This window comes from Maribacter forsetii DSM 18668 (assembly GCF_000744105.1).
GTDB lineage: Bacteria > Bacteroidota > Bacteroidia > Flavobacteriales > Flavobacteriaceae > Maribacter > Maribacter forsetii.
The window spans coordinates 1,810,057-1,836,051 of sequence record NZ_JQLH01000001.1 but is presented as its reverse complement, the minus strand read 5'-3'; the positions used below and the strand labels follow the sequence as shown (position 1 = coordinate 1,836,051).

Here is a 25,995-nt window from a genome sequence, read left to right as displayed (position 1 = left end):
TTATAATTTGATTAATTATTTAAGGTGTTGACCATTTTTTAGTAGAATGGATTTCAAACTTTCATAGGGTACATTCTGAACTGAATTGTTTGAATCAATTGCCAACGATGCAGCAGTAGCCGCTGATTCACCTAAAACCATAAATACCGGTTCCATTCTAATAGAACCAAAAGCTATATGGGTGGAGCTTAGGCAGACCGGTACAATTAGATTTTTACATTCTTCCTTTTTTGGTGTCAAAGATTTGTAGCTTATAGGGTATGGATCAAAGCCATGCGCTTCAACGTTACCTTCATTTTGAACAAAACCGTTAGCATCTACGTAACGTTGTACATTATGCGAATCCATTGTATATGCGGCTAGCCCAATGACATCCTCTACCACTTCAAGCCCCTCACAATTACGCTGTGTCATAACATAATCGCTTACCATACGTCTTGCTTCACGTATATATAGTTGTTGCTGCCAACCATCTTCTCTCTCAAATTCATCTTTGGTTGTCCCCCATTTTGAAGCTTCATCACGAACCTCTTTAGGAATTCTGGGGTGATTGGCCAACGTCCACATTAAGCCCATTTGGTAATTGCGGTGATCTTCTACTATTCTTTCTCTTTCAGCGTATGAAGCCTCTGGATAGTTATAGTTCTTTCCGATATAATCGGTAGAAAATCCAAATCTGTTATTCGAATCGGTCTTACGATTTGGCATACTAGAATTTATTAATGGCAATAGAGGTCCACCTTTATAGTACATATCTCGTACTGACCCTTCTCTAGCTTCATAATTGCGAAATAACAGTTCATAGTTCAACTCATTATAATTATCTGGTTTTATAAAAGAAATTCTATTCTCAGGATGGTCGGTCAAACACATTCTAAAACAATAAGCTTGAACCTTATCATCTCCATTTCCGTCGACCCCGGGTTTTTCATTTATATTCGGTAAAAGTCCGCTCTTAGGATCCCCTTTAATAATATAAGGATCTACTTTTGGTATAAAATTATGATTAGCTGCATTTTTAGAAATTAATTTGGTCAATGAAACATTGTAATTATTGGCCTGAACACCGTTCAAAGTTTCACCGTATTCCTCATTACTCTCACGACCAACAGTATAGCTAACACCAGCGGTAGCCATTAAATCCCCTTCATAAGTAGCATCAAGAAACATTTTACCGACGAATTTCTTTCCACTTTCCATTGTAATAGAAATGATTTTACCATGTTCCATTTCTACACCAGAATCTCTATTCAATCTTTCATTGTATACTAGTTTTACCTTCTCTTTTTTTAACATCTGATCATAAACCGATAATGCTGCTGAAGGTTCAAAAGTCCACATGGTAGGTTCCCCTTCTTGCGTTCGTGTTTGTCCGCCATCCTTGTAATCGGATTTATCTTCCCATTTCCAATTACTTGAATTGTCATAGTACTTTTTAATGTTCTCATAAAACTCTCTAGAAATTCCTCCTATTGCCTGCTTGTTACCAATATCCGTCTGTCCTAAGCCTCCTGTAGTTAAACCTCCAATTCGGCTTGTTGGTTCAATAAGTACGACTGATTTATTCATTCTACTCGATTGAATTGCTGCAGCGATACCAGCTGAAGTACCCCCATAAATAACTATATCATATTTTTTTGTTTGTGCGTTCAAGCCTTGAAACATTAATATGAGTGTGAAAAATTTTATTAGTTTGGTCATATTCTTTATTAATTAGTAGTATTCTATATGTTATTTTCAAAAATCTTATTCGATTAGAAATTTTTGGTTTTAATTTAAGAGCTGAGCACTCTTTTATAGTCCAGCTTTTCAATTACAAATTAATAATTGACTAAAAAGCGGATCAACAGCTTTGAGTGACCCATCATATTTAAAATATATTTGAACAATTAGAGATAAAGAATACAGGCCGGACTAAAGACCTGTATTCCTAACCCTATTTAAATATTAGTAACCTGGATTTTGATCAGCTTGATTAATTGCCGGGTTGTTATTGATTTCATTTTCAGGAATAGGCCATAAAAAACGCTCATCAATAATATTCTTACCAGCTGCCGTAAAAGCTTCCTTAACAGATCCAGTACGTTTTAAATCAAACCAGCGTCTACGTTCTAACAAAAACTCATATGCACGTTCTTGTAAGACCGCATTTCTAAAATCAATGGAACCCATACTAGAAGAATAATCTTCTGAAGAAACTGTGTTCAAATCCAAACCATAAGCTCGTCTTTTTATAATGTTCAATCTCTCCGTAGCAAGCACTGTTGGACCTCCATTTGCATTATTTGCCGCTTCTGCATAAATTAAATAAGCTTCTGCAAACCTATAAATAGGCACACTATATACATTTTGTCCAGAAGAGTTAGAAATGAATTTCTTGAAAAGTACCGGTAACGTTTCTGGTAAAGAAACCCATGACCCATCAAAATTCTGATACTCTGTATATAAATTAAATTCCTTTCGTAAATCGTTATCGTCCCAACTATCACCAATAAAAGAATTTGTATCGGGAAGCCATGCAAAGTAACCTGTAGATGAATAATTATATGGCAATGCCTGACCTCTATGTATATAAGTTGGAATGCCAGAAGTTTTTGTTTCAGAATGATGTACTGACATAATATCTTCTGTACTTGAATCTACAGCAAACACCTTATAAAAATCATCTGGGCTTTCAACTTCAACAAGGCTAAAAGGACCATTGACAATTACATCATCAGCCTTTTCAGCTGCTGCTTCCCAATTTTCCAAAGTCAAATAAACGTGGGCCAACAACATCTTTGCCCCCCATTTAGATGCCCTACCTGTTTGTGATCCTATTTCACCAAGGCTGTTTTCAGCAGCCAAGGCATCAGCAACAATTAATTCATACACCTTACTTTCTGACTCCCTTGCAGCTTCTACAGTACTCAAATCTACACTTTCACTAGTCTTAATAGGGACTGCACCCCAACCACGTACCAATTCAAAATAACATAAAGCTCTCAAGAAATGTGCTTCTCCAAGGATCTGCTCTTTTGCATCGGCATCTATATCTTCGATTTGCGAAACATTATCTAAAACCGCATTCGCTCGATTGATTGTAGTATACAGGGATGACCAATTTGAAGCACACCTTCCAATACTCGTTTGATCTAATATTTGATCCCAAATAGTAATGGGAGCTTGTGACCCTCTACCCAAAATAAAATCACCATGAAGCTCTGTCATCAAATAATGATTCATTCCAAAAAAGTCACTTTGCAAGCCAGCGTAAACACCAACAATTGCAGCTTGTGCATCTTCTTCTGTATTGTAGAAGTTTGCCTTAGATACAAAATCTTTAGGTACTTCCTCCAATGTCTTTTCACAAGCAGAGAAAGACATGATTATTATTAATCCTAAAACTATATTTTTCATAATGTTATGTCTTTTTAATTAAAATCTAAATTTCAGACCAATCGCATAAATTTTGGCGCTAGGATAACTACTTTGATCATGACCAAAACGTAATCGATCGCTAATATTACTTGAATCCGTCCCTCTTGAGTTAGCTTCTGGATCAATACCAGAGTAATTTGTAAAAGTGAATAGATTTGTACCAGAAATATATAATTGAAGCATATCAAAATCACTAAGCCCTATTTTAGAAACAGGAAAGTTATATGCCAACCTCATCGATTTTACTCGCAGATAACTAGCATCTTCAATAAATCTATCTGAAACTGTTATTTGAGTAGCACTACTAATTTTTGGGTATTTTGCGTTGGGATCAGGATTTTCCGCAGTCCAATAATTTCCAATAATATCTCTAAATTGATTGTTACCTCTTTGGAAAGAATTTAAATGTGTTCCGTTAGTTGCATTGAATAATTCATTTCCTTGAACTCCCTCTAGCATCACATTCAATTCGATACCCTTATAACTAAAGTTAGAAGTTAATCCGTATATAAAATCTGGATGATAACTACCCAAAATCACACGATCCAATGAATTTATCATCCCATCAGGAACACCATCAGCACCACTAACATCTTGATATTTTATAAAACCATTCTCATCCAAACCATCTTCAAGAAGTCCGTAAAAAACACCTAATGGTTCCCCTTCTCGCGCAATATTCGCACTTGGCCATACCGAAGCTTGAGCAGCCCCAAAAATATCACTGTCACCAGCAAGCTCAATCACTTTATTTCTATTAGCAGAAATTTGTGCAGACACATCCCATTTAAATTCTTTTCTCAAAATATCTGCATCAACACTAAACTCAACTCCCGAGTTTTGGATTTCTCCCAGATTTCTAAGAATAGAGCCAAACCCGACACTTGATGGAAGTGGTACCGAAGCAAGCAAGTCTTTTGTATTCTTTTTGTAATAATCAAATACAAACCTTAATTGATTATTGAATAGATTCAAATCAAAACCAACATCTAGTTGCCCTGTAGTTTCCCATTTCAATTCACTATTAGAAATACCGGCAGGGTAAAACCCGATAACGTCTGCTTGATTTTCAAAGATGAACTTTGCTGAATTCAACCTATCTAGCGATTGATAAGGACTGAGCGCGGTGTTACCTGTAATACCGTAACTAGCTCTTAATTTCAAGTTTGAAATAGTTGAACTATTTTCAAGAAAGGCTTCATCTGAAACACGCCAAGCTAAAGCAGCTGATGGAAAATATCCCCATTTATTATTTGCGCCAAACCTAGAGGAGCCATCAGCCCTAATACTAGCGGTAAACATATATTTTCCATCATAAGAATAATTTACCCTAGATAGAAACGAAGCTAATGTCCAATCAAAATACCCAGACCAAGGATTCCCAATAGTTTCAGCAGCAGCCAAATTATAATTCTCGGTAATATTATTAGAAAAGCCACTTACATAAATACCAGAGTACCTGTTCATCTGCGTTTGATAGGTAGTACCACCTATTATGTTCAAACTATGTTTTTCATTAAATGTCTTTGAATACGTTAAAACATTCTCTGTTAAAAAAGAATTGAAATAATTATTACCTTCTTGAGCAGAACCTCTATCGTTTTCATACACCGTTGGTGTAAATAACTCACTACGTGTATTTCTATATTGTAAGCCTAATAAAGTCTTAAAAGAAAGGTTAGGCGTAATTTGAAAATCGAAAGTAGCGTTTGCTAATACACTATTAGCGAAACTAAGATTCTTATTTAGTGTAGATAATAAAGGGTTTCTCATATCAGCAGATCCAAAATTATAAATCTGACCAATTTGAGTAGGAAGTCCATCTTCATCATATAAAGGTAATGTAGGTGGTGCCGAAGCAGCAGCAGAAAGCATTGATGTACCTCGATATCCATTGTCTACATTAACCGATTGAGTCTCACTTCTTGACAACTGAAGATTAATACCCATTTTTAACCAGCTTTTCAATTCTTGATCCAAATTAACTCTAACAGAGCCTCGTGTAACTCCTGAATTTTTTATGATTCCTTCTTGATCATAATAATTACCAGAAATAGAATATCTACCTTTATCTGAACTACCAGAAAAAGTGATTGTATGGTTCTGTACAGGTGAAGTTCTAAAAATGGCATCTAACCAATCAGTTCCTGGGTTTTGAATTTCATCAATATTAAAATTTGGCTCTAAGCCTTCATTTTTTAACCATTCATTTGCTATAACGGCATATTCCTTTGCATTGAGTACATCATATTGATTTATAGTTTGTTGCATACCAAAGTAATTATTTACTTCAATTTTACTTTCTTGATTTTTTACACCTCTTTTAGAAGTAATTATTACTACACCATTAGCGCCACGTGAACCATAAATTGCGGTAGCAGATGCATCCTTTAAGATATCAACCGATTCTATATCTGCTGGATTCAAGTAGTCTATACCACTGGTAACAGGAAATCCATCCACTACATATAACGGTTGATTGTTACCTATTAATGAATTCCCTCCTCTAATACGTACCTCAATTCTAGAACCAGGAGTACCTGAGTTTTGAGTAACCCTTACACCAGATGCACCTACTTTAAGCGCCTGTGCCATATTGAAAACGGGAACCGATTCTAGGGTTTCAGTTTTTACCTGAGAAACCGACCCAGTTAGGTCTGCCTTTTTCATTGTACCATAACCAACCACAACAACCTCTTCTAAGCCCGCTGCACTTTCTTGAAGTACAATATCAACATTACCTTTCCCTTCTAAAGCAACCTCTCTAGTTGCATAGCCTAAATATGAAAATATTAAGGTTGCGTTTTGATCAGAAACCAAAATGGAAAAATTACCATCAAAGTCTGCCGTTACACCATTGGTAGTTCCTTTCTCAACAATGTTAGCACCTGGTAAAGGAACACCATCAGAATCTACAATGGAACCGGTCACCGTTTTTTGATAGGCTTCGACTTTTTCGTCTTGTCCCCTAACCCTATTTAGCTTTGAATCTTTTTTCAAAAATATTTTACGATCTTTTATTTCGTAAGTAATGTTTTGATCGGTAAAGAGACTTTTAAGAATGTCATCAATTGGAACACGTTTAAACTTTACAGTTACCTTTCTATTTAAATCAACGGTATTTGTCTTAAATAAAAATTTAAACTCACTAAGGCTTTCGATTTCATCTAATACCTCACGAACAGTTGAATTTTCTTTCGCTATAGAAATTTTTGTTTTTTGAGAGTAGGTATTGGCCTGCATCAAAAAACTTATTGTCAAGAAAAAAAGAAGCGATAACTTCATTTTTAGGTCATAATTTAAGCGCCGAGAGAGAAACCCCTTCGACATTGGTGGTTTTTTCATAATTTTGAGTGTTTATTTGTGATTACGCTTTAAGTGTGATCATTTTTATAATCGGGAAATGTTCCAGCATTTTCCGATTTTTTTTCGTCCTCTCGAAATATTAAAATGATCTAATGATGTTTGTTGATTTTAGCTCATTGTATTTAAGTTTTAATTGATTATTATTTTATTCTCTACTATTTGATATTCAATTTGATAGACTTTATTGAAATAACTAAACACTTCTTCTATTGTCTCGTGTTTAGTTTCAATTGTTGCATTAAATTTCTCGTTAGCTAGCACTACATTATTGTTAATTATGACCACATTATAATGTCGTTCTAGTTTTTGGATTATATTTTCGAAAGAAACATTTCGAAAAACAAGATTTCCCTTCATCCAAGAGGTATAAAGCGCTGTATTAACTTTTTGATTGATTATATTTTTATCCGTTTTATTGAATACGCCCATATAACCCGGTTCTAAAAAGACTTCTTCTATATCTTTCTTACTTTCTTTAGAAAACAAACCAACAGAACCTTCAACAAGAACAACCTCCGTCTGCTTATCTTCGTCATAATTGGTCACATTGAATTTGGTACCATATACCTTAACATCTAAATCTTGAACATTTACTACAAACTGTCTATTGTTTTCGTGTATTACATCAAAAAAAGCTTCCCCTCTCAGAACAACTCGTCTAATAGCATCTTTTTCGAAAACAGTAGGATATGTTATTGAACTGCCTGCATTTAAATGCACCCTAGTACCATCTGACAATACAATTCCAAATTGTTTACCATTAGGAACACTCAATGTATTATATTCTAATATTTGGTTTTCCTGCGGTTCATAAATTAATTGATCATCTTTCTTGTTGCCGATAACCTCACCCGAAGTTCCTACAATTTTAGCAGTACCTGTCTCCGTTATTACCTGCTGTTCACCGTTGCCCAACTCTAGTACTATAGAATCTTCTCTTGGTACAACAACATCAGCTGTTTCATTGACCAATAATTTATTTTTCATTAAAAATCCAAGTCCTAAAAACAAAACCGCAATAGCAGCATACTTAAAAAAAGATAACATTCTAATTTTAGTACTTTGCTTTTTGTCCTTATTAATTTCCTCTAAGAGTTTTTCTTTTACTTTATCAAATTCAGAATTGTTCATAGCCAAGTTTATAGAGAAATGGGTTTTAACATATGATTTAAAAATCTTTTGATTCTTATCATCTAATAACCAATTATTAAGAATATCCAAATCTTCTACATCAGCTGACTGAGTAAAATATTTAATGATTCGATTTTCAATATCTTTTGATATCATTGATTGCTTCTCTTTTAATTAATACAAGTGAAATTCTCAATACCCTAACTTTTTTTTGATATTTTTTTCATAATCTCATAATATTTACCGTTTATTTGTTAAATAATCATTTATTATGGATGCTGAAGAAAATAGAAGATTAATTAAAAAACTTATTTCCGGAGAAGAAAAAGCCTACATTTTACTTCTAGAAAAATATCATCAACAACTAAATGCCTATGCGGTAACCTTAACCCATGATCAATCAACCGCACAAGACATTGTTCAAAATGTATTTCTAAAGACTTGGAAATCAAGAAAAAAACTTAATCCAGAATTCTCTATCCGTAATTTTCTTTACAAATGCGTTTTTAATGAATTTCTAAATTCTTATCAGAAAAATAAGAGCGTTGTTTTATTAAATCAAAAGTATATTGAATACTCTCATGAAGTTGCCATAGAAATGGAAAACAATATGATGAGCAAAATGATGGAAATTGTTAACAGAGAAATAAATAAGTTACCTCCAAAATGCCAAAAAGTTTTTGTACTTAGTAAAAAAGAAGGACTAACCAATAGTGAAATTGCAGATTATTTAGACGTTTCAATTAAAACTGTTGAAGCACAAATAACCAAGGCATTTAAAATATTGAAAGATAAATTAGGTGATAAATATGAAACTATTTTGATGATTATTTTTAACAAGAGAATAGTTTAAAATACTATACCAAATTTACCCCATTACTTTTGTAAGGTTTTAAGATTTCCGCATCTGGATCAAGCTCAGTCACTAAGTCGTTCAATGCATTAATCTCACAAATTTTATAACGATTTACTGTATTTAATTTTTTACTAATTGTTAAAGCAATTAATCGTTTAGATGAATTGATCATAGCTTTTTTCATCTGTGCGATTTCCCAATCAGTCTCAGTTATCCCTTTTTCATAATCTAAATATCCAGTACCTAAAAAACAGATATCTACAGTAATATCCGTTAAGCTATTTATAGAAACCCCACCAGTTACCAACTGAGACTCCTTTGACAACTTACCTCCTATTAAATAAACTTCGTGGTGATTAGACATATTGTTCAAAAGTTCAACTGCCATGGGTAAACTAGGTGTGAAAAAAGTTAAATCCATTTTTTTTGGAATAAGTTTTGCAAGCTCAAGATTAGTTGAACCACCACTAATCATCACTACATCACCATTTTGCAGAAGTGAAACTCCCTTTCTGGCAATTTTTACTTTGCTATCTTGTTCAAATATATCCTTTGATCGATCTGAGTAGGTATTGAATCCATTAGAAATAGCACCTCCATGTACTTTACGTAATTTGCTTAATTCATCAAGTTCTTTAATATCTCTTCTAACTGTATCCATAGATACAGTTAAGATGTTTGCTAAATCTGTCAGCAATACCCTATTATGTAATTGAACTTCCTCTAAAATTATTTGGTGCCTATCACTTTTTTGCAAAATATTTTCTTTAAAACTATTACAAGGATATCAAATTAATAATAAACAACTAGTATTTGCAACAAAATACTGCAAATAATATACTTGATTTTAGAATACAATAAATATTTCGAGAATACATTGCTTAATTGCTATAAAATATTGCAAAACATGAAATATTCTGCTACGTTTGTTAGCACAACAAGCTAAAACTTTTTATTATGACGAAAACCTATCATGTTCTCTCGGTGCTGTTGCTGACACTATTTTCCCTCGGCACATATGCACAATCCTCAACAGTATCAGGTACTATTATTGCCGAAGACGGTCTACCCTTACCAGGTGCTACAATTCTATTGAAAGGAACTTCTACCGGAGCTTCTACCGATTTCGATGGTAATTTCAGCATCCAATTAACTGATGCTACAAACAAGACTTTAGTAATTAGCTACATCGGATACAAAACTGAAGAAGTAATTTTAACTGATATGAATCAAGTTATCAACGTAACTTTATTAGAAGATTCAAATGCTTTAGATGAAGTTATACTGGTTGGATCTTCTGTCACCCAATCAAGGAAAAAACTTGGTAACGCCATTACTACTGTTAAGTCGGTAGAATTGGTAAAAGCTGCACCTGTCAATATTACTAGTTCTCTACAAGGTAAAGTACCTGGTGCCCAAATAACACAAAACTCCGGTGATCCAGCAGGTGGTTTTTCCATAAGGTTAAGAGGTCCTAGTACAATTAAAGGTTCGTCAGAACCACTTTATGTAGTTGATGGTGTTATTACCAGTAACCTTACAACCAACGTAACCAACCTAAATGTTGATGCCGGTGATGCATCTCCAGGTCAAAACAGAATGGTTGATATCAATCCTAATGATATTGAAAACGTGAATATCCTTAATGGTGCCGCTGCAGCAGCAATTTATGGTTCTCGAGCATCTAACGGTGTTGTTGTTATTACAACCAAAAAAGGTGGAATTTATGAAGATGGACCTGAATTTAATTTCAAAACTACTTTTAGTGTTAATACGATACGTAAGAAATTGGATTTAAACCTTATTGGTGAAGAATTTGAAACTGTACCTAATAGCGCATTATCTGGAAGACTATGGCCAATTTTCGGTTTCGACGCTAATGACAATAATGCCTTAACAACATATAGAAATTTATCTACGGACAAGTTCGAAACTACCAGATACGATTATCAAGATGAAATATTTCAAACTGGTTTTGGCAGCGACAATTATTTCTCTGCAAAAGGTGGAAATGAAAAAATGGGTTATATGGCTTCTATTGGTTATTTAAGCAATGAAGGTATTATTAAGAATACAAAGTTTGATAGATTTTCTGCAAGAGTTAATTTTAATCATAGAGTAACTGATTGGATGTCATATGATCTTGGACTTTATTATGCCAACAGTAAATCTGATGAAAAACCAGATGGGAATGTCTTTTGGAGTCCTATCAACTCTATAAATATAACCAATAACACTTTCGATATAACTCAAAGGGACGCCAACGGCAATTTAATGGCTGTAGAAAACACCAGAGTAAACCCATTGACAATTATAGAAACTTTCGACATTACTCAAGATGTAAATCACTTCATCCCAAATTTGCACTTGAAAATTAAACCTACCGAAGAATTAAGCATTGATCAAATTATAGGTGTTGACACATACAATCAAAATGGAAATATCTACATACCGGTATATCCTTATGAAAATGTAAATCCTGCATACTATGATGATGGTTACATTGGTAGTGCCGAGGCGAAGGTATTCAATTGGAACTATGACATTAACATGGCATATAACACCAATATTACAGACAAATTAAATTCGGTTACTACAGCTGGTTACAGCTTTCAAAGTAGTGAACTTTCTTTTGAAGGTACCCAAGGAAGAGGTTTAGACAGTAATAACGAACCAACTATTCCGCTACAAACCCAACCAATTGACACCAATTTGGATATTTACGGATTCTTTTTACAGGAAACATTATCATGGGACAACAAGCTCTTTTTAACATTAGCCGGTAGAATTGATGGTGCAACAAATTTTGATGTTGACGAGAGATCAAACTTTTACCCTAAAATTTCCGGTTCGTACGTATTATCAAATGAACCGTTTTGGAATACCGAAAGTTTTTTGAATTCCGCAAGGTTAAGAGCATCATACGGTGAAGCCGGTAACTTAACTGCAATAAGTCCTTACGAAAGATATGGAAGCTACACCTCTAATGATTATTTAGGTTCTTCTACTTTACAACAAAATAATAGATTAGGTAATGAAGGTCTTAAACCAGAACGTACAAAAGAATTTGAAATAGGTACAGACTTAAGTTTCTTTAATAACAGAGCTTCATTATTATTCACCTATTACCGTCAAAACATTGAAGACTTAATTGTAAGTCGTGTATTGGCTCCTTCATTGGGTGGATCAACAAGAACTGAAAATGTTGGTACCATGCGAAACAACGGCATAGAACTTTATGCCAAAATTACCCCTGTAAAAACTGACGATCTAACATGGGATCTTAATTTCAACTATAGTAGTAATAGAAACAAGGTACTAAGCACTGTAGGTGGCGATATTACTATTGAAAGTGTTACCGGTGCTCCGCCAATTGTAAGAGAAGGTGAAGCTCTAGGCGTATTCTATGGTACTTACTATGCTACAGATGACAATGGCGAATTAATATTATCAGGTGAATCTACAGATGGTAGTCCGGTTGGGGTTCCTCAACAAGAAAGAGGTGACCTTACAACCAATACACCACAGCGTGATGCAGACGGACAACCGACTGGAGATGTTTTAAGAAAAGTTATTGGTGACCCTAATCCAGATTACATCCTTGGAATTGGGACTGACCTTACATACAAGAATTTCAATTTCAGTATGCTTTGGGAAGCAGTTCAAGGTTTTGATGTTTTTGATGCCGATAAAAGAACAAGACAAGGTGTTGGTGTTGGTCAGTTGGCAGCACAAGAGTTGACAGGAGAGCTACCTAGAGGATATATTGCCGGTATATACCCTATAGAAGAATTTAGAATAGAAGATGGTTCTTTTGTTAAACTAAGAGAGGTTTCTTTAGGGTATGAATTCCCTTCTCTATTCAATTCTAGTTTAGAAAATGTAAGACTTTCATTGATCGGAAGAAACCTTATTTCTTTTGACAAATTCTTCAGTTATGACCCTGAGACCAATGCCGGAGGACAATCAAACTTATTGCGTTCAGTAAACTTTGGTAATGTACCGATCCCAATGACAATCTCATTATCATTAAGCGCTAACTTCTAAAAAGACAAATATGAAAAATATATTAAAAACTATAGCTATCACATTGCTCATTGCTACCACGTCTTGTGATACTGAATATTTGGACCCAAACTCTACATTAGAACCAGATGTAGTAAATAATACTGACAACCTGGTGCGCCTAATTAATGGTGTGCAACAAAGATGGAGTACCGAAAGAACCGGACTAATTTATACAAGTACACATATTTCTGGATTAAATACCGATGAATTAAGATTACTGAACCCTGGTAACCTAGGAGAGAATGAAATTCTTTTAGGCGGTGATGATGTTAGCGGCAGTAATGAACTTTTAATTAATATGTGGACAAATGCATTATTGACCCGAAAGGAAGCAACTACAGTAATCGATGCAGCTGATGATGTTAGCGAAAGTACTTCCGTTTCGGGTTCTTTAAAAGCTTATGGTCTTTTCTACAGAGCTCTTGCCCATGGTACACTTATTCAATATTTTGAAAGCATACCATTGGAAATTGTTGAGAATGCAGAATTTATAGAACGTTCAGCTGTTTTAGAAAATGTAATATCAGATTTAAACGAAGCCAAAGATTATATTGACGCTGGTTTAGATGCTTCTATAACTGCTGACATTTTTACTTCTGTAGATATAGAAAATTCAGTAAACGCTTTACTCGCAAGATTTAATTTAATGGCTGATAATTATGACGCAGCAATTACCGCTGCCAATAATGTTAACCTATCCGTAAAATCTACATGGGAGTATGATGCATCAATACCGAATCCATTGGCTTTTTGGTTTGGCTCACAAAATGTTACCCAAGCAAAAGATTTAACTTTTGGTTTACCTACGGAGTTGTTACCTAATCAAGATGATGAAAGAATTCCGTTCTATATTACCGCAGAAGATTTAGAATCTGAAATACCAAACTACCAAGTAGTAGGCTTCTGGAGCGATAATACAGATGAAATCCCAGTTTATCTACCCGGTGAAATTTCACTAATAAAAGCAGAGGCATATGCAAGAAATAATGACCTTGCCAATGCAGTAGCCGAACTGAATACGGTATTAACCAAAACATCTACAACAGACATTTTCGGTTTAGGAGCAAATTTACCTGAATATGATGGTACGATGGAGCAATCTGCTATTCTAGATGAAATTTATAAGAACAGAAGAGTTGAGCTATACTTAACCGGACTTTCTTTAGAGGATAGTAGAAGGTTTGATAGACCAGGCGCAACCGAAACAGATGCGGAAAGAAACAGGGACTATTACCCTTATCCTAACTCTGAAAGAGACAACAATACCAACACCCCCGCAAACCCTACTTCTTAGGAAGTTAAATTCAACAACCACTATCTAAATTGGGACAGTTTCTATACTGTCCCAATTTTTAAATGATAATACCTATTGAAACCAACAACGATCATTTTTATAATTGCTTTTTACTTTGGTCTACTTATGATGATATCATACTTCACATCAAAGAAAAATAGCGATGATACATTCTTTACTGGCGACAAAAAATCTCCTTGGTATTTGGTCGCATTCGGCATGGTAGGCGCAGGCCTATCTGGAGTCACCTTTGTTTCTCTGCCCGGTATGGTAGCCAATAATAACTTTTACTTCTATCAATTTATACTTGGTAATATCGTAGGTTATTTTTTTATCGCCTTCATATTAACTCCTTTATACTACAAACTTAAACTTGTTTCCATTTATACCTTTCTCAAAGTGAGATTTGGAAATAACACGTATAAAACGGGATCACTATTCTTTCTGGTATCTCAATCTTTTGGTGCGGCATTACGATTAATGTTAGCCGCCAAAATTCTACAATATGCAGTTTTTGACTATTTCAATGTCCCATTTTATGTAACCATCATCATTATCCTAATACTGGTATGGCTATACACTAACAAATCCGGTATTAAAACCATTGTATGGACCGATACTATGCAAACCATATTTTTAATATTGGGAGCTTCAATTACAATATATACGATAATAAATACATTAGATTTGAGTATCAGCGAATCTTTTGAACGTATTACCACACACGATTATTTTAAAGTATTCAATTGGGAACCTGAATCAGGAAATAATTTTTACAAACAGTTTATTGCCGGTATTTTGGTAGCAATTGCCATGATCGGTCTTGATCAAAATATGATGCAAAAAACCCTAACCTGTAAAAATGTTTGGGATGCTCAAAAAAACACCTTGACCTACAGTATCATTTTAGCAATGACACAGTTTCTATTTATGGGGCTTGGTGTGTTAATGTACATCTATGCAAGCGAAATGGGCATACTATTACCCAAGGGCAAAAATGGATTATTTTTAAATACCGACAACCTTTTTCCTAACCTTGCTCTAAACCATCTTGGTACTTTAGCGGGTATATTCTTTATTCTAGGGATTATAGCAGCTTCATTTTCTAGTGTTGATTCTGCGCTTACCGCTTTAACCACATCATTCACTTACGATTTTTTAGATATTTCAAACAAATCGAGCAAAAGAAAAAAGCAATTAAAAAATTTAGTCATTGTACTATTCTCCTGCATCATATTTGTCATCATACTATCTTTTTCAAATAGTAAAGGAGATGTAATCTCATTAATTTTTAAAGTTGCCGGTTATACCTACGGACCATTACTAGGACTATACCTTCTAGGCATGTTTTCCAAAAAAAAATTAAAAGACAAATGGGTTCCTATTGTATGCTTATCCGCACCGATAATCACTTACCTATTGGGTCAATATTCTATAAATACATTCAACTTCGATTTCGGATTTATAAACATAGCAGTCAATGCAAGCTTAACCGTAATGGGCTTATTGCTCATAAAAAAATAAAATTATGAATACGCTTAAACCAACAACAGAACAATCATCAAATTATGATGACTTAGAAAAAATGACCGTTAACGAATTACTTGTTAGCATGAATCAAGAAGACAAGTCCGTTCCGTTAGCTATTGAAAGAGCCATTCCCTCCATTCAAAACTTTGTAGAACAAACATTAGTTAGAATGAAAAAAGGAGGTAGATTATTTTACATTGGTGCCGGTACAAGTGGTAGACTTGGAGTTTTAGACGCCTCTGAATGTCCACCAACATTTGGGGTTTCAGATGATTGGATTATTGGTTTAATCGCCGGCGGAGACAGGGCATTAAGAAAAGCTGTTGAAAATGCAGAGGATGATGAAACTATGGCTTGGAAAGATCTTGAAGTTTATAAGATTAATGAAAACGATGTATTACTAGGTATAGCAGCATCGGGCTCAACACCCTATGTGATTGGAGGATTAAAAGCTGCTAATGCCAATGGCGTACTTACAGGAAGCATATCATGCAACACAAATTCATTAGTTTCCAAAATAGCAACATGCCCTATCGAATTAATTGTAGGTCCAGAATTTGTAACAGGAAGTACAAGAATGAAAGCGGGTACGGCCCAAAAGTTAGCACTAAACATGATTTCCACATCTATCATGATAAATCTAGGTAGAGTTAAAGGAAACAAAATGGTAGACATGCAACTATCCAATAAAAAGCTGATTGATCGTGGCACAAAAATGATAATGGAAGAATTAGAAATAGATGAGAATCTTGCTAAATCTTTATTATTGGAACATGGTAGCGTAAGAAAATCGATTAAGTACTATAAACAATAAAATAAACACATTTAGAATTAAAATAGAACGTAGATTGCACGCTTAGGTGAATTAGAGGTGATTACTTAATTTTACCATGTCAAAATGCAATTATGCTAATTTCCGTATACTTTTCATTACATATTGTACCTCAATTTACCTGAGATACCATATGTATTGATTTTACAATTCCTGTATCGGCAAATAACTAAAATAAAAGTATCAACCATGAATAGTTTCATCCTTTCCATAATTTTGAATCACTTGTGCTTCAAACTCAACTAACTCTTGCCAGCGTTTATCCACATCAACGCCTTGACCATATTTACGAGCAAAGCCAATAAATGTAGTATAATGACCTGCTTCACTAATCATTAAGTCCCTATAAAATTTAGATAATTCCGGATCTTTAATTTCTTCTGACAGTAATTTAAAACGTTCGCAGCTTCTTGCTTCTATCATTGCAGAAAACAACAATCTATCTACCATAGATTGTAACCTGTTACCACCTTTATTCATGAATTTATATAATTCATTCACATAACTATCCTTACGTTCTCTACCTAAAGTATAACCCCGCTCTTTAATAATATCATGCACCATTTGAAAATGCACCAATTCTTCTTGCGCCAGTAGAAGTAAATCTGTTACTAAATCCGGGTATTCAGAATTTAGGGTAATTATGGTAATGGCATTAGTTGCAGCCTTTTGTTCGCACCATGCATGATCCGTTAGAATCTCTTCAAGATTCTTCTCAACAATGTTGACCCAACGTGGATCAGTAGCTAATTTTAGATGCAACATGGTATTCTTTTTTGTAAATGTAGGCGTCAGTACACGAAATACAATAATGAAAGTCACATATAATTATAAATATGAGGCTGAAACAATCTATAATCCTAAAATCTACTATAATTACAGGCAAAGCATCATAATGCTATTTATGCTTACATGTTTCTTCTATACTGCCCTCCTACCTCAAACATGGCATGCGTAATTTGCCCTAATGAACAGTATTTTGTCGTCTCCATTAATTGCTCAAAAGTATTTTCATTATGTAATGCAACTTCTTGCAAAGCTTTTAATGACTTTTCTGCACTGGTACTGTTTCTTTGCTGTAAATCTTTAAGGTTCCTGATTTGTACTTTCTTCTCATCTTCGGTTGCCCTAATAACTTCATCTGGTATTACAGTAGGTGATCCTTTTGAAGATAAAAAAGTATTAACTCCTATTATTGGTAGTTCTCCTGTGTGCTTCTTTGTTTCGTAATACAAACTCTCTTCTTGAACCTTACTACGTTGGTACATACTTTCCATAGCACCAAGCACGCCGCCACGATCGGTAATTCTATCAAACTCTACCATAACGGCTTCTTCAACCAAATCGGTCAACTCTTCGGTAATAAAAGATCCTTGCATCGGGTTTTCATTTTTAGCCAGTCCAAGCTCTTTATTAATAATCAACTGTATAGCCATCGCCCTTCTTACAGAATGCTCTGTAGGTGTGGTAATTGCCTCGTCATACGCATTGGTATGTAAAGAATTGCAATTATCATAGATAGCATAAAGTGCCTGTAACGTGGTTCTAATATCATTAAAATCAATCTCTTGTGCATGTAAAGAGCGACCCGATGTCTGAATATGATATTTCAATTTTTGTGAACGTTCATTTCCGTTATATTTTAACTTCATGGCTTTTGCCCAAATTCTTCTTGCCACCCTACCAATTACGGCATATTCAGGATCAAGTCCGTTACTAAAGAAAAAAGAAAGGTTGGGCGCAAATTCATCAATATGCATACCTCTAGACAGGTAATATTCTACAAAAGTGAAGCCATTGGCAAGAGTAAATGCTAACTGACTAATTGGGTTCGCCCCTGCTTCGGCAATGTGGTATCCAGAAATAGACACCGAATAGAAATTACGCACCTTCTGATCTATAAAATACTGTTGTACATCACCCATTAATCGCAATGAAAATTCAGTAGAAAAAATACACGTATTCTGTGCCTGGTCCTCTTTTAAAATATCTGCCTGTACCGTTCCTCTTACTTTCGATAATGCATCTGACTTTAGTTCGGCATATACATCTGCAGTTAAAACTTGATCACCTGTTACACCTAACAGAAATAATCCAAGACCATCATTACCTTCTGGTAACTCACCTGCATAGGTTGGACGCTTAGCACCTAATTTTTTATAAATCGCCTTGATTTTAGCATTTACTTCATTTTCTAATCCGTTGGCTTTAATATATTTTTCACATTGCTGATCTATGGCCGCATTCATAAAAAACGCTGCAATAGTAGCAGCAGGACCATTAATAGTCATGGAAACCGAAGTAGTCGGCGAACAAAGATCAAATCCAGAATATAGTTTTTTGGCATCATCCAAACAACAAATACTCACACCACTATTCCCGATTTTACCATAAATATCTGGTCGATCGCCCGGGTCTTCACCATAAAGTGTCACCGAATCAAATGCCGTTGACAAGCGCGCTGCCGGCAATCCTTTAGACACATAATGAAAACGTTTATTCGTTCTTTCAGGTCCGCCTTCTCCCGCAAACATTCTGGTAGGGTCTTCTCCTTGTCTCTTAAAAGGAAAAACGCCTGCCGTAAACGGGAACTCTCCCGGTACGTTTTCTTGCAAAGACCATTTTAAAATATCTCCCCAGCCTTCATATTTTGGTAAAATTACTTTTGGTATTTGTGTTTGTGATAAAGATTTTGATGTTGTTTCCACCTTCACTTCCTTACCTCTAACTACATAAGTGAAAAAATCACCCTCGTAATTCGCTTTCTTTGCGTTCCACTCGTCTATTATTTTCTTATTATGTGGGTCTAGGTCTAATTGTAATTCCTCTTTTGCAGCTTCAATAGCTTCTAATGCCTCTTCCTTATCTTTTAATATTATAGAAGATTCTTTTAAACTAAAAAGCTTTTGGGCGATTACTTTTTGATGTTCTGCTCTTTCGTTATAATCACGAATAGTATCCGTTATTTCAGAAAGATATCTTGTTCTCTTTGGCGGAATAATATAAATCTTCTCGGACATTTCTCGAGAACTTTCAAATGTTGACTTTAAGTCCTCAGCTCCCGTTTTGTTTACTAAAGTATCAATAACCGCCCTGTATAATTGATTCATACCTGGGTCATTAAATTGAGAAGCAATAGTACCATAAGCAGGTAGCTCCTCTGCCGGAGTATCCCACAACTGGTGATTACGCTGGTATTGCTTTTTTACATCTCGCAAAGCATCTAAAGCCCCTCTTTTATCAAACTTATTTAGAGCAATTAAATCGGCAAAGTCAAGCATGTCGATTTTTTCTAGCTGAGTTGCTGCGCCATATTCAGGAGTCATAACATATAAGGACACATCTGAATGTTCGGTAATCTCAGTATCTGACTGCCCAATACCCGAGGTTTCCAAAATAATGAGGTCAAAACCGACAGCCTTGGTAATATCTACGGCATCTTTTACATATTTTGATAAGGCTAAGTTTGACTGCCTAGTAGCTAATGAACGCATGTAAACCCTATCATTAAAAATAGCATTCATACGAATACGGTCTCCCAACAAAGCTCCACCAGTTTTTCTTTTGGAAGGGTCTACGGAAATTACGGCGATTTTCTTATGCTCAAAATCCGTTAAAAAACGACGTACCAATTCATCAACCAAAGATGACTTACCAGAACCACCCGTTCCTGTAATACCTAATACGGGAGCTACCTTTTTCGTTTCAACCTTTTTTCTTATATTGTTCAGAACCTCTTCATGCTTTTTAGGAAAGTTCTCTGCAGACGAAATCAATCTTGCAATATCCGAATAGCCAAGTTCATCTACCTTGCCAAATTCACCATTTAGTTGTTCACCTACCGGAAAATCACTTTTTTGAATCAAGTCATTGATCATACCTTGAAGCCCCATTTCACGACCATCATCGGGTGAATATATTCTCTCTATACCATAAGCATGTAATTCATCTATTTCTTCTGGAAGAATGGTACCACCGCCACCGCCGAACAATTTAATTTGTGATGCACCTTTTTCCTTCAACAAATCATACATGTATTTAAAGTATTCTACATGTCCCCCTTGATATGAAGTAATAGCAATTGCTTGAACATCTTCTTGAATTGCACAATCAACAATTTCCTGTACTGATCGGTTATGACCTAAATGAATAACCTCACAACCTGTAGATTGAATAATTCTACGCATTATATTAATTGCCGCATCATGACCATCAAAAAGAGAAGCCGCGGTAACAATACGAATATGATTTTGAGGTTTATAAGGAGTATGTATGATATGGTTCATTTTAAATGCTCAATTTAATTTTTAGCAATCCATTTTTTTCGAGTGATGAATCATTTGTTTTTCAAAAAATTGCCGTTCAACACATTACACTGGTCACTAATATTGATGCTGCAACAACAATTTTAGACCGATACGAAAATAAAGATTTTAATTAGTAATATTTCATTTTTATTCGATTTCAACGGCATTAAATGATCTATTAATAAATATTTACCTGAATTTTAACGAATTGCTATTTTTAAGAACATGAATTACGTTTCTATAATCATCTCTTCAATTAAAAAAAGCCTAGATTTACGACTATTTTCATTGCTTTACCTATGATTTATTTAGACCAATTAGGAAATCAATTAGACATAGACCATACGCCTTCTCGTATTATTTCTGTTGTTCCCTCTATCACAGAATTGTTGTTCGATTTGGGATTAGGCGATAAAATTGTTGGTTGTACCAAATTCTGCGTACACCCTAACAAACCGTATCTCACGAAAAGCATGATTGGTGGTACAAAGGATTTAAATTTAGAAAAGATTGTAAAATTAAATCCTGATTTAATTCTGGCTAACAAAGAAGAAAACATTAAAACACAAATTAAATTTTTAAGTGAATCCACACCTGTATGGATTAGTGATGTTAAGACTTTTGACGATAGTTTAAAAATGATTGAGCAAATCAGTTTGATTACTGGTAGCACTTTTCGAGCAAATGAAATCATCAACCAATTAAACAACTATCTAAAACCCAAAGCTCCTCTTAAAAAAGCTGTATATCTCATCTGGAAAGATCCATATATGACCATTGGTGGTGACACCTATATCAATGACATTCTAAACCGTTGCGGTTATATTAATCTATTTTCAGAGCAAAACCGCTACCCTATCGTTACCTTACAAGAAATAAGTGATTATAAACCTGATGTAGTGCTATTATCATCTGAGCCTTATCCATTTAAAGAAGAACATCTAAAAACTATTCAGGATTTTCTAAAAAATACGGATGTAAAATTAGTTGACGGAGAATTCTATTCTTGGTATGGATCTAGACAAATCCATATTACAGCTAAAAACACCTAAACTATATTTTTCATTGATACATCTAAAATAATAAAGCCCTTTTATAGTTATCAACTTTGAGTATATACTATTATACAAGTTATAAAAGTAAAGCCATTCCACATTGTAAATTTCATAAAAACTTATAATGGTAATAAACAGTAACTTTGATGTATTACTAATCCTCAGATAACTAAAACCTAATTTCAGTTTATGTTCAGCTTTTTCTCCAAAAAACATTTCTTAATTGACCATTTAGACGGATTTATAGATATTCATAATCACATCTTACCAGGAATAGATGACGGAGCAAAAACTATTGAGGATTCTATTGAACTTATTAAAGGTTTTAATGAGTTTGGAGTAACAGATTTTATCTGTACGCCACATATTATGGAGAATTATTACCCTAATAATCCTAGTACCATTGCCAGCTCGTTATCATTACTCCAAAATGCTTTAAAAATGAACAATTTGGAGCATATAAATATAGAGGCTGCAGCGGAACACATGATCGATTCTGGTTTTGAAAAAATTCTTGAAGACAAACAATTCATGCCTTTGGCTAAAAACTACTTATTAATAGAAATGTCTTATTTACAGGCTTCGATTAATTTTGATAGTTCGGTAGATAAAATCAAAAGCTCAGGTTTATTTCCAATTTTTGCTCATCCTGAGCGGTATGCCTATTTACACAAAAATCTAAAAGCTTATTCTAAATATAAGAACGACGGTTTATTGTTTCAAATGAATATTTTATCACTAGGTGATTACTATGGTAAAGAAGTTAAACAAACAGCTTTATACTTACTAAAGAACAATCTAATAGATTTTGTTGCTAGTGATGTTCATAAAATTACGCAACTGAATTACCTCAAAAAAATAAGCATCAATGAAAAAACATTGATGCTTATTAAGCCTATTATCGAAAAGACTATTTATAATTTTAAGTAAGCTAATGGTTTAGAATTTCCACCATTTTTTACTTGTTTTACTATATCCGTAACCATATTTACCTCCATATCCCAACTCGTCTAAAGTAACATCATTGACAACAAAGGATATACCTTTTAATTTACCTTCATCCCGTAGATTTATAGGGAATTTTACAGCGGCCTCATCAGTAACCCCTGCTCTAGTAACATATATAATATGATTAGCATAAGGAGCAATTAATAAAGTATCACTTACCACCATCATAGGTGCCGTATCCACTATTACATAATCATATAATTCCGAAACTTCATCTAATAATCCCTCTACTTTGGAGCTCATAAGAAGCTCAGCTGGATTTGGCGGAATTTTTCCTGAGTAGATTACATCTATTGTATTATGATGAACTAACATAGGTCTAATGATGTCCTTAACCTCTATTGAATCATCTAAAAGGTATTCAGTTAAGCCGGCATCCTTATTTCTTGAAGGTGTCTTCAACTTATCTATTGAATCTCCAGAAAAGAATGAGTACAATTTAGGGTTTCGTATATCAGCCCCAATTAGTAAAACTTTTTTATCTGTACTAGCTAATATCATTGAGAGATTAGTAGAAACAAAAGTCTTTCCTTCTCCGGGTGTACTAGAGGTAATAAAAACTATGTTATTCTTACTACTATTTGTCGCATTTTTAGTTTTAATTAAAAAGTCAAGATTTGTTCTTATGATACGTAGAGCTTCCGCTAAAACCGATCTATCATCATTAATTATAATTTTGTCATCTTTTTTCGATAACCTAGGTAATTCTCCTAATACCGGAACATCGTTTGTATATACTTCCAAACTATGCTTATTATGTATTTTAGTATCTAGCAAATCTTTTGCATAAATAATACCGAAAGGAACAAGTAACCCTAAAATAAACGAGGCTAAATAAACAATAGCGTTCTTTGGTTTTACCGGCTCTTGTTGTACTAGATGAGCACTATCAATAACTTTCGATTTAGGCGCACTAGAAGCCATTGCTATTTGAGATTCCTCTCGCTTCTGTAATAAATACAAAAACAAAGATTCAGTCGTTTGCTGTTGTCTTTCTATATCTCTTAACTGTCTAGAATTACTTGGTGCAGAATAAATTTTTGAATTTATTCGAGATAGTTGACCACTTAAATTGTTGACCTGCATACCAAGATTTCTCTCCATACCAGACAAACTACTTTTAATATTTCCTTTTAGTCCAGCTAACTGCTCATCTAAGTTTACAATAATTGGGTTTTGCTCATCCGCGCTTTTCAACAAACGCTTTCGCTCCAAGGCCAACTCATTGTATTTTGCCGTAGTATTGGCTATGCTAGGATCAGAAAGACCAACATTTGACGGTAGAACATCATACCCATTCTCATCTGAGATGATTTGATTCATTCCACTCGCAATATTCAACTGAGTTCTAGCATTCTCTAATTCTTGTCTATTCGCAGCACTTAAATTTAAAGCGATATTGGACTCATTGGCTATATCGGTTACACCCTTTGATGTTTTAAAATCTTGAGCATCTTGATCTACAGAACTTAATTCAACAGATATTTCCTCTATTCGTTCATTTATAAAGTTAGAAGTTCTATCTGCTATAATTTTCTTATCCTCAATACCATTTTGGTTATATTCCGATATAAGACCATTTAAAAGATCTATACTTTTTTCCGGTACAGGATCCGTTAATTCAATATTTATAATATTAGATTTTTCCCCAATAGCACTAATTAATGTATTAGCTTGATAAGCTTCTGCCACTCTAAAAACAGGCATTATTTCGATTAAAAATCGCTTTCCTACATATTGTTTTAAAAACTCTGAATTAGGGGTAAGTACAATATCACCAATAGGCGTTTCTATATTCTTACCATAAGAGTAAATTTTTACAGGACCATCTTCTAAAAAATTAAAACCAAAGTTATTTGAATCTTGTATATCTACATAAAAAACTAACTCAGAACTATTAACGACAGAGTCATTGGCAATAAAATTTATATTAAAAGGTCTACTCCTGTATACCTCAGAAGACTTGACGTTTCCTAAGACATTGTAGCGAATATTTAATTTTAAATTTTTAACAACTTCTATAAAATTAGACCTTGAGTTTAAAACCTCAATTTCGTCTTCTACTTTATTAGTTCCACCAACTCCTAAAATATCCAGATCATTAAAAGCTGCCAATTCAGAAGATGCGTTCTTTTCCTCAATTATATGAATTTTTGCTTGTCCGGCATATTGCGGTGTAGCATATCTTAAATATACTGTAGCCAATAATATTGCTATAATAGCTCCAATTAAAAACCATTTCCACTTTTTGGTATAAATTTTAAGTATATCACTCAAATTTTGACCGTTATTCAAATTTTCACTCATAAAACAATTTGTAAAATTTCAATTCGTAAATACTAATTAGTTTCTAGTTAAAATTAGAACTGACGATGTAATCAACACTGAAGCTATTGAGACCCAGATGGTAGCCCTATTATCTAAAGAGGAAGAAGTAATCGCAGAATTATTAGGTTCTACATAAACCACATCGTTCTGTGTTAAGTAATAAACAGGTGAATCCAAAGCTTCTTTACTTGTAAGATTTATTCTATGATAAACTTTGGTTCCGTCAAAATCACGAATTACCAAAACATTATCTCTCTTACCTTTTATGGTTAAGTCATTAGCTAGACCTAGTGCTTCTAAAATTGTAATTTGTTCTCCAATTACCGGATATGTTCCCGGAGCCTTTACTTCTCCTAAAATCGTTACTGTAAAGTTTTTTAAACGAATATTAATAATCGGGTCTTTTAGGTAATTACTTAACTTTTGTTTCAGTAGTTCTTTTGCTTTTTCAGCTGTTAAACCTGCTATTTTCACTTGACCAATTACCGGAAAATCAATATTACCACTTTTATCCACAATGTAATCCAATTGCTCTGCTCTCATACCACTTTCATCCATACCTTTAACCAGGTTAAATGGCATACTAGCTTGTGGATCCAACGTTGAAACATTTATAGATACAACGTCATCTACCTTATAGGTTTGAGAGTGATTATTTTCACCTACCTTAGTTTCATAATCCCCAACACCTTGAAAATAAACTACATCTTTTGGAGAAGCACAAGAATGCAACAATAATACAGTCAAAGAAAAGTAAAAAAACTTAGATAATTTTGTTGTCAAATGATTCATTTAATTTT

Annotated in this window: 16 protein-coding genes; 7 read left to right on the top strand and 9 right to left on the bottom strand. The window is 34.1% G+C overall.

Annotated elements, in window-relative coordinates:
- Positions 1-15: 15 nt before the first annotated feature.
- The 4 genes from P177_RS07680 to P177_RS07665 form a co-directional block, all read right to left on the bottom strand.
- Entirely contained in the window at positions 16-1,701 is a 1,686-nt protein-coding gene (locus tag P177_RS07680) for an FAD-dependent oxidoreductase (RefSeq protein ID WP_036153587.1), read from the bottom strand.
- Positions 1,702-1,947: 246 nt separating this feature from the next.
- Positions 1,948-3,399 carry a RagB/SusD family nutrient uptake outer membrane protein gene (locus P177_RS07675; protein WP_036153584.1) on the bottom strand — a complete coding sequence of 484 codons (1,452 nt, stop codon included), beginning with the start codon at positions 3,397-3,399 and terminating at the stop codon, positions 1,948-1,950.
- A gap of 18 nt (positions 3,400-3,417) precedes the next feature.
- Positions 3,418-6,705, bottom strand: coding sequence for a TonB-dependent receptor (locus P177_RS07670; protein WP_036153582.1), 3,288 nt, complete (start codon positions 6,703-6,705; stop codon positions 3,418-3,420).
- 210 nt (positions 6,706-6,915) lie between these two features.
- The gene (locus tag P177_RS07665; protein ID WP_051941754.1) at positions 6,916-8,073 is read right to left on the bottom strand and encodes a FecR family protein; all 1,158 of its coding nucleotides are present in this window, start codon (positions 8,071-8,073) and stop codon (positions 6,916-6,918) included.
- Positions 8,074-8,188: 115 nt separating this feature from the next.
- On the opposite strand from P177_RS07665, the gene P177_RS07660 reads away from it, so the two are divergent.
- Positions 8,189-8,770 carry an RNA polymerase sigma factor gene (locus P177_RS07660; RefSeq protein WP_036153578.1) on the top strand — a complete coding sequence of 194 codons (582 nt, stop codon included), beginning with the start codon at positions 8,189-8,191 and terminating at the stop codon, positions 8,768-8,770.
- 4 nt (positions 8,771-8,774) lie between these two features.
- Here P177_RS07660 and P177_RS07655 read toward each other — a convergent pair whose 3' ends face one another.
- The gene (locus P177_RS07655; RefSeq protein WP_036153575.1) at positions 8,775-9,530 is read right to left on the bottom strand and encodes a DeoR/GlpR family DNA-binding transcription regulator; all 756 of its coding nucleotides are present in this window, start codon (positions 9,528-9,530) and stop codon (positions 8,775-8,777) included.
- A 200-nt stretch (positions 9,531-9,730) separates the two neighbouring features.
- On the opposite strand from P177_RS07655, the gene P177_RS07650 reads away from it, so the two are divergent.
- The 4 genes from P177_RS07650 to murQ all read left to right on the top strand — a co-directional run bounded on the left by P177_RS07650 (position 9,731) and on the right by murQ (position 16,479).
- Positions 9,731-12,820: a SusC/RagA family TonB-linked outer membrane protein gene (locus P177_RS07650; protein WP_036153573.1), complete on the top strand. Its 3,090-nt coding sequence runs from the start codon at positions 9,731-9,733 to the stop codon at positions 12,818-12,820.
- A 10-nt stretch (positions 12,821-12,830) separates the two neighbouring features.
- The gene (locus P177_RS07645) at positions 12,831-14,135 is read left to right on the top strand and encodes a RagB/SusD family nutrient uptake outer membrane protein (protein ID WP_036153571.1); all 1,305 of its coding nucleotides are present in this window, start codon (positions 12,831-12,833) and stop codon (positions 14,133-14,135) included.
- 126 nt (positions 14,136-14,261) lie between these two features.
- Positions 14,262-15,659 carry a sodium:solute symporter gene (locus P177_RS07640; RefSeq protein ID WP_051941753.1) on the top strand — a complete coding sequence of 466 codons (1,398 nt, stop codon included), beginning with the start codon at positions 14,262-14,264 and terminating at the stop codon, positions 15,657-15,659.
- Positions 15,660-15,663: 4 nt separating this feature from the next.
- Positions 15,664-16,479, top strand: coding sequence for an N-acetylmuramic acid 6-phosphate etherase (murQ, locus tag P177_RS07635; RefSeq protein ID WP_036153568.1), 816 nt, complete (start codon positions 15,664-15,666; stop codon positions 16,477-16,479).
- A gap of 201 nt (positions 16,480-16,680) precedes the next feature.
- Here the strand turns inward: murQ and miaE are convergent, their stop codons facing one another.
- Both miaE and P177_RS07625 read right to left on the bottom strand, forming a co-directional pair.
- Positions 16,681-17,262, bottom strand: coding sequence for a tRNA-(ms[2]io[6]A)-hydroxylase (gene miaE / locus P177_RS07630; protein WP_036153566.1), 582 nt, complete (start codon positions 17,260-17,262; stop codon positions 16,681-16,683).
- Between the two features lie 143 nt (positions 17,263-17,405).
- A complete protein-coding gene (locus P177_RS07625) occupies positions 17,406-20,783 on the bottom strand; it encodes a methylmalonyl-CoA mutase family protein (protein WP_036153564.1) in 3,378 nt (1,125 codons plus the stop codon).
- Positions 20,784-21,103: 320 nt separating this feature from the next.
- On the opposite strand from P177_RS07625, the gene P177_RS07620 reads away from it, so the two are divergent.
- The gene (locus tag P177_RS07620; protein WP_036153563.1) at positions 21,104-21,856 is read left to right on the top strand and encodes a helical backbone metal receptor; all 753 of its coding nucleotides are present in this window, start codon (positions 21,104-21,106) and stop codon (positions 21,854-21,856) included.
- A 192-nt stretch (positions 21,857-22,048) separates the two neighbouring features.
- Positions 22,049-22,789, top strand: a complete 741-nt coding sequence (locus tag P177_RS07615; protein WP_036153560.1) for a tyrosine-protein phosphatase — start codon at positions 22,049-22,051, stop codon at positions 22,787-22,789.
- Positions 22,790-22,798: 9 nt separating this feature from the next.
- Here the strand turns inward: P177_RS07615 and P177_RS07610 are convergent, their stop codons facing one another.
- Positions 22,799-25,174, bottom strand: a complete 2,376-nt coding sequence (locus P177_RS07610; RefSeq protein ID WP_036153558.1) for a GumC family protein — start codon at positions 25,172-25,174, stop codon at positions 22,799-22,801.
- A gap of 36 nt (positions 25,175-25,210) precedes the next feature.
- Positions 25,211-25,987, bottom strand: a complete 777-nt coding sequence (locus tag P177_RS07605; protein ID WP_036153556.1) for a polysaccharide biosynthesis/export family protein — start codon at positions 25,985-25,987, stop codon at positions 25,211-25,213.
- Between the last annotated feature and the right edge of the window lie 8 nt (positions 25,988-25,995).

Coding starts and splice junctions, on each gene's coding strand:
- P177_RS07680 (WP_036153587.1), bottom strand. CDS start 1,701: ATGACCAAACTAATAAAATTTTTCACACTCATATTAATGTTTCAAGGC.
- P177_RS07610 (WP_036153558.1), bottom strand. CDS start 25,174: ATGAGTGAAAATTTGAATAACGGTCAAAATTTGAGTGATATACTTAAA.
- P177_RS07670 (WP_036153582.1), bottom strand. CDS start 6,705: ATGAAGTTATCGCTTCTTTTTTTCTTGACAATAAGTTTTTTGATGCAG.
- P177_RS07665 (WP_051941754.1), bottom strand. CDS start 8,073: ATGATATCAAAAGATATTGAAAATCGAATCATTAAATATTTTACTCAG.
- P177_RS07605 (WP_036153556.1), bottom strand. CDS start 25,987: ATGAATCATTTGACAACAAAATTATCTAAGTTTTTTTACTTTTCTTTG.
- P177_RS07645 (WP_036153571.1), top strand. CDS start 12,831: ATGAAAAATATATTAAAAACTATAGCTATCACATTGCTCATTGCTACC.
- miaE (WP_036153566.1), bottom strand. CDS start 17,262: ATGTTGCATCTAAAATTAGCTACTGATCCACGTTGGGTCAACATTGTT.
- P177_RS07620 (WP_036153563.1), top strand. CDS start 21,104: ATGATTTATTTAGACCAATTAGGAAATCAATTAGACATAGACCATACG.
- P177_RS07650 (WP_036153573.1), top strand. CDS start 9,731: ATGACGAAAACCTATCATGTTCTCTCGGTGCTGTTGCTGACACTATTT.
- murQ (WP_036153568.1), top strand. CDS start 15,664: ATGAATACGCTTAAACCAACAACAGAACAATCATCAAATTATGATGAC.
- P177_RS07675 (WP_036153584.1), bottom strand. CDS start 3,399: ATGAAAAATATAGTTTTAGGATTAATAATAATCATGTCTTTCTCTGCT.
- P177_RS07625 (WP_036153564.1), bottom strand. CDS start 20,783: ATGAACCATATCATACATACTCCTTATAAACCTCAAAATCATATTCGT.
- P177_RS07615 (WP_036153560.1), top strand. CDS start 22,049: ATGTTCAGCTTTTTCTCCAAAAAACATTTCTTAATTGACCATTTAGAC.
- P177_RS07640 (WP_051941753.1), top strand. CDS start 14,262: ATGATGATATCATACTTCACATCAAAGAAAAATAGCGATGATACATTC.
- P177_RS07660 (WP_036153578.1), top strand. CDS start 8,189: ATGGATGCTGAAGAAAATAGAAGATTAATTAAAAAACTTATTTCCGGA.